Raw genomic sequence first — 17,514 nt, 5'->3', positions numbered from 1 at the left:
ATAGACACAAGAACATTCTGGAGAAAATGTATTCCAAAGGAGAGCCCTAATGAAGGGAAAGAACCACTTCATTAGGGCACTGGAGATTTAGGCACTGGAGATTTATTACCACTATCGATCACTGCCAGTTTGTGTGAAAGGATCCTGCTGCATCACTTCGTTCATAAGTATGGGCACCAAAATAATCCCTTTGTGCTTGCAAAAGGTTAGCATTCGAAATGCCTGTCCGGTAACTATCGTAATAAGTAAGTGAAGCACTTAAACATGGAAACGAAGTGCCAGAATTAATACCCTCACAGACAACTTTTCGTAATCCTTTTTGATACTCTTTAACCTTTTCAGCAAAATACGGGGCGATTAATAGATTAGCCAAATTCGGCTGTTCTTGATATGTTTCGCTTATTACGTTTAAGAATTCGGCACGAATGATGCAACCACCACGGAAAATAAGGGCTATATCCTTTAAAGGTAAATTCCATCCGTAAAGTTCAGAAGTCATTTTATATTGTATAAATCCTTGCGCGTAGGCACAAATTTTACCCATATAAAAAGCTTGTCTAATGTACTCAATCCACACATCTTTATTTAAACTTCGCTGATCAATCTCTGGTCCTGTTAGAATATTTTCTGCATAAACTCGTTCTTCTTTTAAAGAGGAGATGTAACGGGCAAACAATGACTCTGTAATAATGGATGATGGGATCCCATTGTCAATTGCTTGAATGCTTGTCCATTTACCTGTGCCCTTTTGCCCTGTTTTATCAAGAATCACATCGATTAGTGGTAAGCCTGTTACATCATCCTTTTTCCGTAAAATCTCTGCTGTGATTTGGATTAAATAACTTTTCAGCTCCCCTTGATTCCATATTTCAAAGATATCAGCAATTTCATACACAGATAAACGTAACCTTTTTCTTAAAAATGTATAGGTTTCTGCGATTAACTGCATATCTGCATACTCGATTCCGTTATGTACCATTTTTACAAAGTGACCGGACCCTTTTGGACCCATATAAACACAGCAAGGGTCTCCGTCCACTTGGGCTGCTATTTTTGTTAGAATAGGAGCTGCTTTTTCATATACGTTTTTATCTCCACCAGGCATGATCGAAGGTCCATTTAAAGCCCCAACTTCACCGCCGGAAATACCGATTCCTAAATAACCGATTCCTTTTGACATCAATTCATCATATCTACGTTCCGTATCTTTGTAATGGGAGTTACCACCGTCCATGATCACATCGCCTGCTTCAAGAAAGGGTACTAATGTACCTATTACCGAATCGACCGGTTTGCCCGCTGTTACCATAAGGAAGATTTTTCTTGGAGTTTTTAAGGAGTAAACAAAATCTTGAATTTCGTAGTAGGGATGGATGGGGTGGCCTTCACTTTTTTTAACAAGATCGTCAGTTAAATCCCTCGTATAATTATAGACAGCGACTTGCTCACCCTTACCAGCCATGTTTAAGGCGATATTACGGCCCATTACCCCTAAACCAATGACACCAATTGTGTTGGACATTTTTTCTGCTCCTTTTATTTGAAATAATAGGCCGTAGATCCTCACTTATAGGCTTAGAAGATTCTAAGAAAAATAAGTGGGGGGATCTACCGCCCGGGAATCATGGTTTATACGAATAAACTTAGTACTAAAATAAATCCTAATCCAGCTACAGAAATGATGGTCTCAAGCAATGTCCATGTTGCAAATGTTTCTTTCATACTTAAACCAAAATATTCTTTAAACATCCAGAAACCAGCATCGTTAACATGTGAAGCTATTAAACTACCCGCCCCCGTTGCAAGCACAACTAAAGCAAGATTAACGTCGGATTGTCCTAACATCGGAATAACTAAACCAGCGGTTGTTAAAGCTGCAACAGTTGCAGAACCTAAGGAAATACGTAATATTGCAGCGATGATCCAGGCAAGCAAGATGGGTGATAATGTAGTTCCATTGAATAATTCAGCTACATAGTCACCTACGCCGCCATTAATCAGTACTTGTTTGAAGGCTCCGCCACCCCCAATGATTAAGAGCATCATCCCAATATGAGTAATAGCAGTTGTACAAGATGCCATTACATTTTTGATTGGAATTTTCCTTGCTATTCCCATGGTGTAGACAGCTACCAGTAAGGAAATTAACATGGAAGTTGATGCATCACCAATAAAACGGATCGCTGCTAGTAAACTACTATCTTCAAATCCCATTGTTTTTTGAAGCAAAGTAATAACCGTAGCAATAGACATTAAAATAACAGGAAGCATTGCAGTAAATACACTGATACCAAATCCCGGAGTTTCCTCGGATTTAAATACTTTTTGTTCACCTAAAGAGGCAATATTACCCGTTTTCGTAAATGATGCAGGTACGAGTTTTTTGGCAAGCTTAGTAAATACAGGTCCAGCTAAAATAACAGTTGGAATGGCAATAATGAAACCGTAAAGTAAAACCTCACCAAGGTTTGCGCCATATTCACCAGCAATAACTGTTGGCCCTGGATGTGGAGGTAAGAAACCATGTGTTACGGATAAAGCTGCAACCATCGGAATACCGAGATATAAGATAGAAACCTTTAATTCTTTTGAAATGGCAAATATGATTGGAATTAACAATACTAATCCTACTTCAAAAAATAACGCCACACCGATAATGAATGAAGCAGCTACGACTGCCCATTGGATATTTTTTTCACCAAATTTGTCTACGAGGGTCATGGCAATTCGTTGAGCACCACCAGAATCAGCGATCAACTTACCTAACATCGCTCCAAGTCCAAAGATTAACGCTAAGTGACCAAGGGTTCCGCCTAATCCGGCTTCGATGGTTTTGACAATTTCCTCTAATGGCATTCCAAGTGCTAAAGCGACGCCGAACGATACAATGATTAATGAAATAAAGGTGTTCAATTTGAAACCCATTATTAAAACTAATAATGCTAAAATTCCAATCGCTACGATAACTAATGGCATTGTGATTACCCCCTGTTTTTATCTTTTTAGTGTTCTATTAAGCTTCTTTGATAGTTGGAAATTCGTGTATAATCATCTTCTAATACTCTGGATAGGTTAATGAAAATCGGCAGCAATTTCCTATATTCCTTGGTTGCTTCTTCTTTTGGTGTATGTTTGTTGGTACTGCCAACCATTTCAGAAACGACTTCAAAGGACTGGATTTGTCCGGTGGCATACAAGCCTAAAATACAAGCTCCTAGACAAGAACTTTCGTAGCTTTCTGGAACGACGACTTCAGATGCGAATATATCGGACATCATTTGCCGCCAAACAGCTGACCTTGCGAAGCCTCCAGTAGCTTGGATTCGGGTCACGGGACTGTCCATGCATTCAGTTAATGCCAAAAATACGGTGTACAAATTGTAAATGACTCCTTCTAGGGCTGCGCGAATCATATGTTCTTTCTTGTGTGACATCGTTAAACCGAAGAATGAGCCACGTACGTCTGGATTCCATAATGGCGCACGTTCACCAGCCAGGTATGGATGGAATAACAATCCGTCAGATCCTGGTCTTACACGTTCAGCAATCTTGGTTAGTACATCATATGGATCAATTCCTAGTCTTTTCGCTGTTTCTACTTCTGATGAGGCAAGTTCGTCACGGATCCAGCGAAGGACCATCCCGCCATTGTTCACCGGCCCCCCAATAACCCAGTGCTTTTCTGTTAAGGCATAACAAAATATTCTTCCCTTTTCGTCTGTTTGAGGCTTGTCTATAATGGTTCGAATAGCTCCGCTTGTCCCGATTGTAACGGCAACTTCGCCTTTTCGTATCGCATTTACACCTAGATTAGAAAGGACTCCATCGCTAGCTCCAATGACAAACGATGTTTTTGGATCGATCCCCATCTTTTTTGCTAAATCTGAATCACAGTTGGTAAATATCCTGGTTGTTGGCACGAGCTCAGATAATTGAGAAGGGGTTATACCAGCAATTTTTAATGCTTCTTCATCCCAATCTAATTTTTCTAGATTCATCATGCCCATGGCAGAAGCTAGGGAATAATCCACTACATATTGATCAAAGAACTTTTTAAAAATATATTCTTTAATTCCGATATACTTTTTAACCTTGACAGCGGTTTCAGGAAGGTCATTCACAATCCAGGCTATTTTCGTTAAGGGTGACATGGGGTGAATGGGTGTTCCTGTTCGTTTATAGACTTCATGGCCATTCAGCTCATCTTTTATTTTATGTGCCCATGCTTCACTTCGATTATCTGCCCAAGTGATACAAGACGTCAGTGGGCGGTCATTTTCATCCATCGCAATGACACTATGCATGGCACTGCTAAATGAAACAAACGATAGCTTTTTTTGTGAGTGATGTTTCATAATATTCGAAGTGGCTTGCAGGACAGCCTGAAAGATCTCTTCTGGGTTTTGTTCAGCTGTCGCTATATCCGGTGTATAAAGTGGGTATCCAATATTCTCTTGTTGGATGACTTCGCCTTTTTCGCTAAATAGAACGGCTTTCGTACTTGTGGTTCCGATATCTATACCTAACATATAGTTAGTCATTTTGTTGCACTACTCCTTTAGATAGCATTTGTTGTGACATCCATAGGTCTTCTACTTTACCTTGAACATCATCAAAGTTTTCATGTAAAGACTTGATCATGAGGTCTCTATCTTTTGCTTTGATTGCTTCAATATAAAGTTCGTGATTGTTTATAATCCGTGTAAAATCTTCATACTTTTCTTTGAAACGCATACGCATCGACAAAAGAATGAGACTTTCCATAACAGGCTTTAAATTATTCCAGATCATCAGAATATGCGAATGATTGACTGCACGAATAATCGTTTCATGGAACAAGACATCTTGATATGAAAACTCATCAGCATCACTATATTTAACGGCGACTTTCATCATTTCGAGTATTTTACTAAGTTCCTTCGCCAAATCATTAGTGTCCATCTTTACAAGACGTTCAAATACGAAGGATTCTATGAGCAGACGGACATCATAAATTTCTTCTATTTCTTTTTCTGATAGGCCAATAACAACGACTCCCATTCTTTCTAATCGAATGATATTTTCGGATGCCAGTATTTTTAACGCTTCACGAATGGGTGAGCGACTTACAGTGAAATCAGCAGCTAGTTTATTTTCAGATAATATGGTACCGCTTTCAATCCCGCCAGAAATAATGCGCATTCTAAGCTCGGATGTTACGCGATCACCAGCAGAGGCTTTTAAAAGCCATTTGGAGGGATATAGGAATTCTGATTCGACCATCATTTCACCTTCTCTATTAATCAAGTATACTTGTATACAGGTATTATAATCTGAAATTTAAATTTCGCAAGCGTACACATTAAATTTTTGTGTGTTCGTCCGATATTTTTCTAAGCTTGATGGGTTTACGAATATTATGTGGCAGCGAGTATTTAATATGAAGATATAAATTTTTCGTAAGTCCGGATTCTAATTGAAGAACATGGGCTTTTTTATGTGCAAATGCACAATCAATTTCGTCTGTTCTTCAATATTTTTAACGTGCGGCAATCGATATAATGAAAGCGTAATCAAAAAATTGCCCGGGGGGTTAGACAGATGGAAGGATTGACGATCAGTTGGATAGGAGCTCTGGCAGGGCTGGCTATTGCAATTATTCTGATATTAAGAAAGCTGAATCCGGTTTACGCTTTATTTTTGGGAGCTATTGTAGGCGCTTTATTGGGCGGAGCCAATCTGGAGCAGACGATCAGCGTGTTAATAAGCGGTACGCAAAGTGTGATGGGGACGGTCATTCGTGTGCTTGCCGCAGGTGTATTGGCAGGCGTAATGATGGAATCCGGGGCAGCGGAGACAATTGCGCAGGCTATTGTGAAGAAGTTTGGCGGTAGCAAAGCGATTCTCGCACTGGCCCTGGCGACGATGATTATTACGGCGGTAGGCGTATTTATTCCCGTTGCCGTGCTGATTGTGGCACCTATTGCATTGTCGGTCGGTAACAAAATGGGGATTTCCAAGCTGGCGCTCCTGTTGGCTTTGTCTGGAGGCGGAAAAGCGGGGAACATCATCTCTCCCAATCCTAATACGATTGCAGCGGCGCGCGGATTTAATCTGGATTTAAGCCACGTTATGTTGGCGGGTGTGGTTCCTGCGATATGTGGTTTAATCATGACTGTTTTGGTGGCGTCTATGTTGAAAACCAAAGGTGTGAAGGTGTCCGATCAGGATATCATGGACAGTGATGTCGATACATCGAAATACCCGGCGTTGGGACGGGCGATTGTAGCCCCGCTGGTAGCTGTTATTTTGCTGATGATTAACCCGATTGGTTCCATCTCTGGTATTGAAGCACTTTCGAGTTTCAAGGTGGATGCGATGTACATTTTGCCGATTGCTGGGATTGTGGGTATGCTGGCCATGGGGCAAGGGCGTAATATCTTGAAGTATTCGGCCTCCGGTTTGAATAAAATGACGGCGACCGTGCTAATTTTGATCGGTGCAGGCGGGATTGCGGGTCTGATCTCTGCCTCCAACTTGTCTGCTCAGGTGGTTGGCCTGATTGAAGCTTCGGGAGTTTCCGGTACATTTTTGGCACCGCTTGCAGGTATTCTGATGGCAGCTGCCACGGCGTCCACCTCGACGGGAGTTATTTTGGCGACAGGCTCGTTTGGGGAAGCCATTCTGAATATGGGAACGGCCCCGCTTGCTGCAGCTGTGATGGTGCATACAGGAGCTACAGTCATTGATTCTTTGCCGCAGGGCAACTATTTTCACGTCACGGCAGACAGCATGAAAATGAGTATTAAACAACGGATGGGACTCATCCCTTATGAAGCTATTGTGGGTGGAACGATGACGATTGTGGCGACATTGATATATGGATTTTTACTTTAACATTGATGATGAGGTGAGAAGATGAGAGAGAAGACATTTGTGCTGGCACCGGATTCTTTTAAAGAAAGCATGACGGCTAAAGAAGTGTGTATTGCGATGGAGAAGGGACTGCGCAAGGTCTATCCGGCAGCGAATTATGTCCACGTACCGATGGCGGACGGCGGTGAAGGAACGGTGCAGTCACTGGTGGATGCGACAGGGGGACAGATTCGTTATATCGAGGTGACAGGACCGCTTGGAGAACCTGTAACTGCTGCATACGGCCTGCTGGGAGACGGCACTACGGCGGCAATCGAGATGGCGTCCGCTAGTGGAATCCATCTGGTCAACAAGGATAACAAAAACCCGCTAAAGACAACAACCTACGGCACAGGGGAGTTAATCCGTGAATGTTTGAACCAGGGAATTCGAAAAATTATTATCGGCATTGGTGGAAGCGCGACGAATGATGGTGGTACAGGAATGGCGGAAGCGCTGGGCGCCAGATTTCTGGATGCAACAGGCAATACTCTTCCGCGCGGCGGCGGTAGTCTGGGCGAGCTGGCCAGTGTTGATATTTCATCACTGGATGATCGCTTGCAGCAGGTACAACTGATTGTAGCCTGTGATGTAACAAATCCGCTGTGCGGAGAGCATGGGGCATCTCAAGTATTCGGGCCACAAAAAGGGGCAACTCCGGAGATGGTGCAGCAATTGGATGCCAATCTTGCTCATTACGCCGATGTGGTGAAGCAGCAACTGGGCAAGGATGTGCGCGATCTCCCAGGCGCAGGCGCAGCAGGTGGATTGGGTGCGGGACTGTTGATTTTTACTCAGGCAGCGCTGCAAAAAGGCATTGAAATTGTGATCGAATACACCGGGTTAAAGCAAAAGCTGGCGAAGGCGGATATCGTTTTTACGGGGGAAGGCGGCATTGATTTTCAGACCAAATTCGGGAAAACTCCATATGGGGTAGCTCAGGCTGCCAAACAATCCGGCAAAAAGGTCATTGCAGTCGCTGGCTATATCGGGGAAGGGATCGATACGTTGTACAAGGAAGGAATAGATGCGGTGTTCGGCATCGTGCCGGGAGCCTCGGAGCTGGATAAGCTGTTGGTAGAAGGGCCGCAAAACGTAGAGCGTACGTGTGAGAATATCGCAAGGGTGCTTCAATTCGGCGAGAAATGAACAATCGATAAGCGAGGTAACATAAAACGGCATAATACAAATACGATATAATACGAGCGCTCGCCTGTAATCCCGAACTTAGCCAAAGCCGGATTGACTGAGAAACTTGGGAGTGACGGCGAGCGGAAATATGGTATTACTGGCGTATGGTCTGGCGTGATACAGGAGTTCATTGATACAGTGCCAATAAGCCGTGCGTAAGCTCAAAAAGCTGAAGGAGATTCCGGGGATCTTTACCGGTTAAGGTATGGATGCGCTTCAGGCGGTATTGCAGCGTATTTCGGTGAATATTTAATTCATCTGCGGTAAAGGAGACACTACCGTTATGGTTAATAAAGCTTCGCAGCGTATCCAGCAAATCCACGGTATCTTCCAGCTTGCTAACCGGATAGATCGTGTTCGTCAGGTTCGTTTGACTCAATCTGACCAGAAATTCGACTTCCGCAAAAGAAATTTTTTGCACAGGCGGGCGCAAAGCCAGTAAAACATTCATAGCTGACTTGGCTTGCATATAAACATCCGCAATGTTGTGCTCTTGTCTGCTGACCGTAATCAGCACATCGGGATGGCTGCGCACAAGTGGCTCTAGCAGTTTGTCTGTCGGCTCCTGATTTTGTATCAGAATGAGATAGCAGTCTTCCTCCATACGAAAGGATGGATGCTGCATGAATATATTGGACAACTCGGCTAAATGAGCTGGATCAGCAGGCAGGTACTTTACATATACAGCCGAAGTTTTTAAAAGCAAATCAATGTGATATTGAGCTGCTTCTTTTTTTATTTTTTGCGTGTAGGCTCCCTGATGATTTAACAACATTTCCAGCACAGATTTTTTGCGATTGGCTTCGTGGGCCAGATGCTCCAATGAGATGCGCTGTTCAATCAGGAGAGACACCGTCGTTTTAACAATATTGCAAAAAGGCCGCACTTCATCAGGATTGCCTGAAATACCAATGACACCAACTAACTCATGATGAATGACAATCGGTTCATTGGTTCCCTTTTTCTCATAGTGGCCGTCCTGCCACACTTCAACCATTTTCCCAGTTTCGAGCGCCTGAACAGCGCCTTGGTGAATGGTTCCGATTCGTTCACTCTCGCCGCTGCCAATGATGATGCCTCGTTCATTCATAATATTGATATTGTATGGAATATCTTTCATCATTTTGTCTACGATGTCTTGGGCTTGTTTTACGGAGAGCTGAAACAAATCAGGATTCCTCCTTTATCTATAGTAATATAGTGTATTTTAATGTACCACCTTTATGAAAGGGTTTCCAATTTATTGTGCATCTGAACAATATGATAAGGCAGGTCGCCGATCATGTCAGTCAATTTTATCATAGATGTGAAATTGCAGCGTATTATGATAATCCATTAAATGATGTTATATATTTTAGTATTGAGTTGTAATCTATGGAGGAGAGTGTAGTTGTACGCAAAAAAACAGGGCTCTAAGGAGCACCTGCTTTTTGTGTCTTATCCTTTTTATTGCCAGCCACGCTGTCTAATGATGAACCTCGCGGAAGCTATAGGTAATGTCGTGCAGTTCTTTCTTTAAACGGCCGTCTTTAGACGCTGGTGCATATCCAAGCACCTGGTAGTAATTCCTTTCGGTCTCAATAATCGCTACATGGGTGACATATTTGTCCACATCTTTCTTGCCTTTAATCACGAACTCAAGGGCAGGATATCCATAAATGGTTGTGTTAGAGACAGGTCCTACACTGGACAGGTTCCACTCTTTGGTTAAGTTATTTTCAGCTTTCTTACCATACTGTTGGAGAGTTATATTGCCCAATTGCTTTTTTGAGTGGGATAGTACCACAACGGACTTTTGGATGTACGGATTAAATATCGCAATCTCTGCTTTTTCTTCACGGTCCGGGTCTGTTGACCAGTCCAGCGGGGCCGTGATTTGAAACCGTCCATCTTTACTTACATAGCTTTGCTCTTTCTTGCTCACCGGAACTTCAGGAGGTACGTAACTGTCTGCAAGTATAAAAATAGCATTTACAAGCGAGGCTCCCAAGATCACCATTGCGGTAAAAAATATAAAGAGCGAACGTTGCATTGTCTTTTTGCTAATCGGCTCTAAATCCCGTACCTTTACAACATATGTACCTGCAGCTAAATCACCAATTCGTTGTCTTGATGCAGTTACTAACACACTGATACCAGCAGGTATCCCACCCATTAGCAACGGATTGGTGTCTATTAGCCTGAGCAGCGTACGAATGAGTGATTTAAGAAAACCAGGAGGCTTTCCTTCCCCGTTAACCACCTTAATACGAAAAACGAACTTACCAAGCGTGTAGCCTGTGTAACCTTCCAAAAGCAAATAATAGCTGAAGAAAGCAACAAGCAGAATACAACGGGATGCAATCGCTAAAGGCAAAAACCATCTATCCGTTATTTGAATGACAGAAATAAAAAAACAAACATACCCGATTAAAAAAAATATGAAATCAAAAACCGTTGCTCCCCACCGTCTAAACAGAGTAGAATTACCGTACGTTTTTGATATTTCGGCCATCCTGTTGGTGTCTGCCCCATAATTTTGACCATGCCGAATGTACATCTGTCTTGAAGTTTCCTGCGGATTGTGTGATACGTGCTGTTCGTCCAAAAAATACACCTCTTCTTAATAATTAAAAACATACTCCTTATATTAACGGTCATTTTACAATCCATGTTTAGGAAAACATTCTATAAACAAAGAAATTATTATAAATATCCCTTCCTCTCATTGAACCGCATTCAGGCGCTAGTAGAGCCAGAGAAGGCACAATCCTTGCGTTTGCTTGAAAAAGCAGGCTTTCGGCAAGAAGGGCTCCTCTCCCAATATGAATTTACGTCCGGGAAATATGATGATCTTTACATGTGCGCCTTAGTCAAATCAGAGTATATCAATCGTTCTCAGAAATGATAGATGTAGGTGGATCAAACGGGGGAGCATGGATGGGAAGAAGGTTGATCATTATACAACATGATCAACCTTCAGCGGCATACACATTTCATATTGCTCAATGGGGTCTTTCGAGAGACCTATTTTTTGGATAAAGCCTTCAAGAGAGTCATTGTCGGACAGACAAATGTATACCTTCTCAACCTTTTGGATCTTTGCTGCTCTATGAAGGAGGGCGCATCCTAATCCTTGGTTGCGATGCTCAGGATCGACCCAAAGAAAGTTGATTTTACCCTGAGCACTCATGCTCACCATGCCGAGACACGTTTGATTCACCTCGTAGATGCCGAGAAAAGCCTCCTGTGTACTGGTAGCGTAATAAGGTGTGTCACTTTGCCAATGGATGTGGCAGTCGGTGAGGGTCTTACGAAAAGCTGCGACGCCATCAAATGTAACTTCCTTAAGAATATACGAAGATGAGAGGGCAGCGGGTAGGGCGGAGGGCAGAGTGCCGTTGTAGTATTTCAGCGTATAGCGTGGCTGATACCCTTGCTTTTCATATAATTTGACGGCCCGATGATTATCCTTGATGACTTCGAGCCATAGCTGCTGGCAGTCCGCGAAGATGGCTGTTTGTTTATGTAATTCCAGCAGCTTGTTGCTAATCCCCCGACCACGGTAAGCCGGAGCGATGCATAGCGTGCCGCAACGCATGGTCTTGTACCCGTCGAACTGCCGGACACCGCCGAGAATTAAGCCGATCGGTTGATTCTCATCCATGGCAAGGAAAGAGTGATTCCGTGTATTACCCTCTGGACCAAAAAAACGTGCCGCGAAATCGTCCTGATCCGTGGTCAGGCGAATAGAATAATCTGAGAACCCAAGCGAAAATGCTTGAAAAATATGTTCCATGCTGACGTCATTGCATCTCATATAGGTGATCACCGTTATTCCCCCTAGGAATTCATGCTATATTTGGATTATAGGCAATTAAGGGGGCTCCATCAATCTCCCACTGAAAATGAAAATAACCCCTTAAAAAAGGGGATTGGTGCTGGGTGTTGTAGGGTTACAATTCGTGTCGCTAAGATCAGGATTGGTAGAGAGGTCACGATAATGGTTGAGCTTATATTCAATAATTTTTTGGGTTTCCATCAGTCTAGAAATTTCCTGTTGAATCTTCTGATTATGTTTTTCAAGTAAGGAGTGTCTAATCGGAATGGTGCTGTTGCCTTGCATCGAAAGTTCTCGATAATGCTTCATTTCCTCTATGGTCATTCCAGTGGCTTTTAATCGGGTTAAAAAGATAATCCCCAGAATCTGATCTCTACTGTAGAACCTGTGTCCGTTAGCCTTTCGTTCTGCATAAGGCAGCAAGCCAATTCGCTCATAATAACGTATGGTATCCTCTGTTAAACCTGTTAGTTCTGCAGCTTGACTAATAGAGGTTATGGTCTCCGGAATTTCCTGCAAAGTATCCCACTCCTTAATTGTAACGATTACCAAGGCACTTCTCCATTCGCGTCGAAAAACCCTCCTGACGGCCCATCATTATTTAAAGTGGCTAAACGAACAACGACAGCAGCGGCTTGTTGTACCGAACCCGGTCCTGTAAAGCTATTTAAGTCAGTGGCGGTAAAGCCAGGGTCAGCCGAATTAATTTTGAGAGGTGAGTCTTTGAATTCTTTGGCAAGGGTGACGGTGAACATATTAACTGCTGCTTTGCTGCTATTGTAGGCAAGCAAATTGAATTGGGCATGCTCGTGCTCAGGATCGCTATTATAGGTTAACGAACCAAGGCCACTCGACAAGTTAACGATTCTACCACAAGGAGATTCTTGCAGTAAAGGCAGCATGGCTTGCGTCACCGCGACCAAACCGAAAAAGTTTGTTTCATACGTTTCTCTTAAATCGTCCAAAGGGAGCTGACTTGGAGGAGTTGCTCCTCCCCGAGATACGCCGGCGTTGTTGATGAGTACATCAAGGAAACCGAATTCTTGTTGGATCTGATGTGCTGCAGACTCAATCGCAGCTTGATTCGTCACGTCTAATAATATCAATCGGGCTTCTACTCCCTCATTAGCCAGCTTACCCACTGCTTCCAGGCCGCTCTGCTCATTACGTGAGCCAAGCAGGATTGTAAAACCCAAGCCCCCCAATTGTTTGGCTGTTTCGTACCCGATGCCTTTGTTGGCTCCAGTAATAAGAGCTGTTTTCCCGATAGTCATGAGCGATTCCTCTTTTCATTATTCTTGAATTTGGCGGCCACCATGCTTTAAATGTACTACTTGGAGTATACTTAAAGTCAACACAAAACCAGCAACAATATAGCTCGAAATGCCCTAGACATTCTTTATTTTGGAAGATGGGAGAATGGAATGAATAAAAGGCAAATGGAAATTTTACGCATGTTGTTAACTGAACCGGACCGGTTGTGGTTAGCGCAGGATCTGGCGGATCTGACCGACTGCTCTGAAAAGACGATCCGCAACGATCTGAAAGTAATTGAAGATTATATCGCCAAGCATTCTGATGCCAATCTGGTGAGAAGGCCGGGACGCGGCATTTATCTGGAGATGGGTAAAGCGGATCAGAATGAATTGTTCCATCGACTGTATGCGGATGAGAGTACAGCCCAACACGAGTCGGATGAGGAAAGGATGCTGCATCTCGCCTATCGGCTCTTGATGAATGCCAAGCCTGTGACCATCCAGGATCTAGCTTCACAGTATTATGTGAACAAGACGGTGATCCGTAGAGATATGGAGAAAATTGATGGCTGGCTGCATAGCTTTGATCTAGCCTTGATTACCAAGCAGCGCGTAGGCTTGGCCATTCAAGGCTTTGAGAAAAATAAGCGAATCGCTTTGGCGCGGATGAACCAGCTGATTGACAGTCCTGAGTTAACGGGACAGATGATGCGCAAACAGTTTGAATCGCACGAGATCACAACCATAAATCATGAATTAAAAGCATTTCAAAAACGCCATGAGCTCAGCTTTACTGACGAAGCTTTCGAAGCTCTAATGCTGCATATCCTCTTAATGGTCAAACGAACCAAGATGGGACAACCCATTTCCCTCTCCAAGCAGGACATTGCCTTTTTGCAGGAGAGACGCGAATTTACATGGGCTACATCTTTTTTGCAGCAGTTGCAAAAGTTGTTTGCCGTGCCTTTTTCCAAGGAAGAGACGGCGTATTTAACTCTGCACCTGCTTAGCGGGAAGTTCCGTTATCAGCAGGAGGAAAGAAGGGGAAAACAAGGCGAGCTGGCAGATAGTCACCCGCTTTTGCCTGAGTTGATTGAGCAATTAGTCCGGCGGATGTCCGAGCTGAATATGATTGCCTTTTCCAAGGACAAGGTGTTGCTGAAAGGGTTGAATGTCCATTTATATACGACCCTGAACCGTCTTCAATATGGGTTGACCGTGTCCAATCCTATGCTGGCCGAGATCAAGAAGATGTACCCCTACATGTTCGACCGGGTTATTATTACACTGGAAGAGGTGGGGAAATGGATCCGGCTATCCTTCCCCGAGGAGGAAGCGGCGTATTTAACGCTGCATTTTCAGGCTTCTGTGGAGCGATTGCACCAGAAAGAGAGTCATCCTCAGAGAGCCATCATTGTGTGTCACATGGGTATCGGTATGTCCCAACTGCTGCGCACCAAGGTGGAACGTAAATTTCCGGCTGTACATGTGGAGACAACCCTTTCCAAAGCAGAAGTCCAGGACTATCTGGCAGCCCAAGAGGTGGATCTCGTCATTACCACTGTAGATCTCCCAGAGATGAACGTTCCGCATATTCTCGTCTCTCCCTTGCTGGATGCCAAGGACGAACGTCGGCTGGAGCAAGTGATCCGGCGACTGGATGAGCCGGAACATAGGGCGGCAGACGAATCTGTATTTTTTAAATATACAACACCTTTTTTGGTCTTTCCCCAGCAGGAAGTGCAGCATCCGGAACAATTGATCTCCAAGCTGGCACAAATACTGGAGGACAAAGGATATGTGGAGCCCGGTTATGTGGATAGCGTACTGGCGCGAGAAAAAATGTCGGCTACGACGATTGGGGGAGGCATAGCCATTCCGCATGGTGGTTCTGAATGGATAAGGCAGTCCTCCATTGTAATCGCTACCTTGAAGCAGCCGCTTACCTGGGGAACCGAGAAAGTAGAGCTTGTGTTCCTGCTTGCGGTTAAACAGGATGGGCGGGAAGAGATGCGCCAGTTATTCAAGGAATTGTCCCTGATCAGTGAGCAACCTGCTTTGGTTCATGCCTTATCTAAGGAGACCGATGCAATGAGACTATTAGGGAAAATGAAGGGATAAACTAAAATCAAAAGCTGTGCTCTGGAGCAGGACTTATAGATAAGTCCTGTTTTTTGTCGGTATAATTCCGTTTTTCCGAAAGTTCCGGTAAAAAGTTCGTCCGATAACAGCAAGATAGGCGTTTATACTATCAATGTAAGCGGAAACATCAGAGAGAAGGGGAATGACTATGAAGATATTGGCGATTACCTCATGTCCTAACGGAATTGCACATACGTATATGGCAGCTGAGAATCTGCAAAAGGCAGCAGCAAAGCTGGGCATCGAGATGAAGGTCGAGACACAAGGCTCCATTGGAGTCGAGAATCAACTGACTGAGCAGGAGATCCGTGAGGCAGATGGCATTATTATTGCAGCGGATAAAACGGTGGTTAAAGACCGCTTCGTCGGTAAGAAACTGCTGGTCGTTGGCGTACAGGATGGTATTCGCCGTCCGGAAGAATTGATCCAGTGGGTGATGAAGGGCAATGTACCTGTGTACCAGGCAGAGTCACGTTCTGCCGAAGCTAGCTTACAGGAGAACGAACCGAAACAAAATCCCATCTACCGCCATCTGATGAACGGTGTATCCTATATGGTACCCTTCATTGTCATTGGGGGATTGCTCATTGCCATTGCGTTGACAATTGGTGGTGAGAAGACACCAGGCGGTTTGGTTATACCGGACGGTTCTTTCTGGAAGACGGTTCAGGATATCGGCTCGGCTTCGTTTACCTTTATGATACCGATCCTCGCCGGATTTATCGCGATGAGCATTGCGGATAGACCGGGGCTTGCACCGGGTATGATTGGCGGATTCATTGCTGCGAACGGCAGCTTTTATGGAAGTGAGGCGGGGGCTGGATTTATCGGCGGGATTATCGCTGGTTTCCTGGCGGGTTATGTTGCACTTGGGATTCGAAAAATTAAAGTTGGCCGAGCATTACAGCCGATCATGCCTATTATAATTATCCCTGTATTGGCATCTTTAATTGTTGGATTAATCTTTGTCTTTGTGATTGGTGCTCCAGTCGCACAATTGTTTGAAGCTTTAACAGGTTGGCTTGCAGGTATGCAAGGTACAAGTTCAATTCTACTGGCATTGATTCTAGGTGCGATGATCTCCTTTGATATGGGCGGCCCTGTGAACAAAGTCGCTTTCTTATTCGGTTCGGCCATGATCGGCGAAGGGAATTATGAAATTATGGGGCCAATCGCCGTTGCGATTTGTATCCCGCCAATTGGGATGGGACTTGCAGCGATGATCAACAAACGTAAATTTGCACCTGAAGAACGCGAGGCTGGGAAGGCAACATTCACGATGGGGTTGTTCGGTATTACCGAAGGTGCGATTCCATTCGCGGCGCAAGATCCACTGCGTGTTATTCCCAGTATCATGGTAGGGTCCATGGTCGGCTCTGTCATCGCGATGTTGGGAAATGTAGGTGATAAGGTAGCTCACGGTGGACCGATTGTAGCTGTACTTGGTGCAGTGGACCATGTACTTATGTTCTTCATCGCCGTTATTGTCGGCGTAGCCGTATCGGTTGTCCTGGTGAGCTTGCTGAAAAAAGATATTGCAGCAACTGTAACTCCGGATGTTGCTGGGGACGCGATGCCTGGACATTCTACCGCAGGAGCAGGACAATCTGTGATTACTACAACGGCCGCTGCGGAGTCATCTGCGTCAACAACTGTCACAAATAACGGGCCAGCCGTGCCTTCACAAGCCATTCACATTGAGAAACTGACGGATATTGTAACGATGGATCTGATTAATTTGGATCTGGAAGGAACGACACGAGATGCTGTGGTTGATGAAATGATCGGAGCACTTGAGAGAACTGGAGCCGTAAGCTCTGCCAGTGATTTCAAACAGGCGATATTGGCCAGAGAGGAAGAAGGCTCCACAGGCATTGGAATGAATATTGCCATTCCTCATGGCAAATCGGAAGCTGTCCTGAAGCCAAGTGTGGTCTTCGGCATCAAGCAGGGCGGTGTTGACTGGAATAGTGCAGACGGAAGTGAAGCAAAACTGATCTTCATGATTGCCGTACCGCGCAATAACAAGGAAAATGCGCATCTGAAAGTGCTGCAAATGTTATCACGTAAGCTGATGGACGATCATTTCAGAGAAACGCTCTTGGCGGTTGCTTCGAAGGAAGAAGCATATCAATTGCTGGATCAGGTGCATTAATTCAATGCGATAAGAACTTGAATCAAAGAAAAGAGGCTCCCGAAGTTTCAGCCGGG

At 44.2% G+C, this 17,514-nt stretch carries 13 protein-coding genes; 4 read left to right on the top strand and 9 right to left on the bottom strand.

Translation table 11 applies throughout. The annotated features are described in order from the left end of the window. Positions 1 to 118: 118 nt before the first annotated feature. The 4 genes from gnd to ACWXW9_RS04610 all read right to left on the bottom strand — a co-directional run bounded on the left by gnd (position 119) and on the right by ACWXW9_RS04610 (position 5,265). Complete coding sequence (gnd, locus tag ACWXW9_RS04625; protein WP_494928479.1) at positions 119 to 1,522, bottom strand: decarboxylating NADP(+)-dependent phosphogluconate dehydrogenase; 1,404 nt, start codon at positions 1,520 to 1,522, stop codon at positions 119 to 121. 107 nt (positions 1,523 to 1,629) lie between these two features. Beyond that, positions 1,630 to 2,976, bottom strand: a complete 1,347-nt coding sequence (locus ACWXW9_RS04620; RefSeq protein ID WP_023991059.1) for a GntP family permease — start codon at positions 2,974 to 2,976, stop codon at positions 1,630 to 1,632. Positions 2,977 to 3,002: 26 nt separating this feature from the next. After that, positions 3,003 to 4,541, bottom strand: coding sequence for a gluconokinase (gene gntK / locus ACWXW9_RS04615; protein ID WP_494928478.1), 1,539 nt, complete (start codon positions 4,539 to 4,541; stop codon positions 3,003 to 3,005). Beyond that, complete coding sequence (locus ACWXW9_RS04610) at positions 4,534 to 5,265, bottom strand: GntR family transcriptional regulator (protein ID WP_494928477.1); 732 nt, start codon at positions 5,263 to 5,265, stop codon at positions 4,534 to 4,536. Before ACWXW9_RS04610 ends, gntK begins: the two co-directional genes overlap by 8 nt. Before the next feature lie 315 nt (positions 5,266 to 5,580). Between ACWXW9_RS04610 and ACWXW9_RS04605 the strand changes: the two genes are divergently transcribed. After that, positions 5,581 to 6,876 (top strand): GntP family permease, encoded by a 1,296-nt coding sequence (locus ACWXW9_RS04605; RefSeq protein ID WP_494928476.1) that lies wholly within the window; start codon positions 5,581 to 5,583, stop codon positions 6,874 to 6,876. A gap of 21 nt (positions 6,877 to 6,897) precedes the next feature. After that, complete coding sequence (locus tag ACWXW9_RS04600; RefSeq protein WP_494928475.1) at positions 6,898 to 8,043, top strand: glycerate kinase family protein; 1,146 nt, start codon at positions 6,898 to 6,900, stop codon at positions 8,041 to 8,043. Positions 8,044 to 8,212: 169 nt separating this feature from the next. On the opposite strand, the gene ACWXW9_RS04595 is transcribed toward ACWXW9_RS04600, so the two are convergent. From ACWXW9_RS04595 to ACWXW9_RS04575, 5 genes are all read right to left on the bottom strand, one after another. Then, on the bottom strand, positions 8,213 to 9,253 hold the full coding sequence (locus ACWXW9_RS04595; RefSeq protein ID WP_494928474.1) for a CdaR family transcriptional regulator: 1,041 nt from the start codon (positions 9,251 to 9,253) through the stop codon (positions 8,213 to 8,215). A 297-nt stretch (positions 9,254 to 9,550) separates the two neighbouring features. After that, positions 9,551 to 10,681: an RDD family protein gene (locus ACWXW9_RS04590; protein WP_494928473.1), complete on the bottom strand. Its 1,131-nt coding sequence runs from the start codon at positions 10,679 to 10,681 to the stop codon at positions 9,551 to 9,553. A 342-nt stretch (positions 10,682 to 11,023) separates the two neighbouring features. After that, entirely contained in the window at positions 11,024 to 11,896 is an 873-nt protein-coding gene (locus ACWXW9_RS04585) for a GNAT family N-acetyltransferase (RefSeq protein WP_494928472.1), read from the bottom strand. Positions 11,897 to 11,986: 90 nt separating this feature from the next. Further along, complete coding sequence (locus tag ACWXW9_RS04580; protein ID WP_023991051.1) at positions 11,987 to 12,457, bottom strand: MerR family transcriptional regulator; 471 nt, start codon at positions 12,455 to 12,457, stop codon at positions 11,987 to 11,989. Beyond that, positions 12,451 to 13,179 carry an SDR family oxidoreductase gene (locus ACWXW9_RS04575; protein ID WP_494928471.1) on the bottom strand — a complete coding sequence of 243 codons (729 nt, stop codon included), beginning with the start codon at positions 13,177 to 13,179 and terminating at the stop codon, positions 12,451 to 12,453. The genes ACWXW9_RS04580 and ACWXW9_RS04575 overlap by 7 nt, the downstream gene beginning before the upstream one ends. 150 nt (positions 13,180 to 13,329) lie before the next feature. On the opposite strand from ACWXW9_RS04575, the gene ACWXW9_RS04570 reads away from it, so the two are divergent. Both ACWXW9_RS04570 and ACWXW9_RS04565 read left to right on the top strand, forming a co-directional pair. Then, positions 13,330 to 15,282: a BglG family transcription antiterminator gene (locus tag ACWXW9_RS04570; protein ID WP_494928470.1), complete on the top strand. Its 1,953-nt coding sequence runs from the start codon at positions 13,330 to 13,332 to the stop codon at positions 15,280 to 15,282. A 169-nt stretch (positions 15,283 to 15,451) separates the two neighbouring features. Then, positions 15,452 to 17,458 carry a fructose-specific PTS transporter subunit EIIC gene (locus ACWXW9_RS04565; protein ID WP_494928469.1) on the top strand — a complete coding sequence of 669 codons (2,007 nt, stop codon included), beginning with the start codon at positions 15,452 to 15,454 and terminating at the stop codon, positions 17,456 to 17,458. Positions 17,459 to 17,514 lie beyond the last annotated feature (56 nt).

It is taken from the genome of Paenibacillus sp. LT-B23 (assembly GCF_059417685.1).
The sequence above is the reverse complement of the archived record's forward strand: the minus strand, read 5'-3'. Positions and strand labels throughout refer to the sequence as shown.

Excerpts from the sequence above, each read along its gene's own strand:
- ACWXW9_RS04605 (WP_494928476.1), top strand. The coding sequence starts at position 5,581 with ATGGAAGGATTGACGATCAGTTGGATAGGAGCTCTGGCAGGGCTGGCT.
- ACWXW9_RS04610 (WP_494928477.1), bottom strand. The coding sequence starts at position 5,265 with ATGATGGTCGAATCAGAATTCCTATATCCCTCCAAATGGCTTTTAAAA.
- ACWXW9_RS04570 (WP_494928470.1), top strand. The coding sequence starts at position 13,330 with ATGAATAAAAGGCAAATGGAAATTTTACGCATGTTGTTAACTGAACCG.
- gntK (WP_494928478.1), bottom strand. The coding sequence starts at position 4,541 with ATGACTAACTATATGTTAGGTATAGATATCGGAACCACAAGTACGAAA.
- gnd (WP_494928479.1), bottom strand. The coding sequence starts at position 1,522 with ATGTCCAACACAATTGGTGTCATTGGTTTAGGGGTAATGGGCCGTAAT.
- ACWXW9_RS04620 (WP_023991059.1), bottom strand. The coding sequence starts at position 2,976 with ATGCCATTAGTTATCGTAGCGATTGGAATTTTAGCATTATTAGTTTTA.
- ACWXW9_RS04565 (WP_494928469.1), top strand. The coding sequence starts at position 15,452 with ATGAAGATATTGGCGATTACCTCATGTCCTAACGGAATTGCACATACG.
- ACWXW9_RS04575 (WP_494928471.1), bottom strand. The coding sequence starts at position 13,179 with ATGACTATCGGGAAAACAGCTCTTATTACTGGAGCCAACAAAGGCATC.
- ACWXW9_RS04600 (WP_494928475.1), top strand. The coding sequence starts at position 6,898 with ATGAGAGAGAAGACATTTGTGCTGGCACCGGATTCTTTTAAAGAAAGC.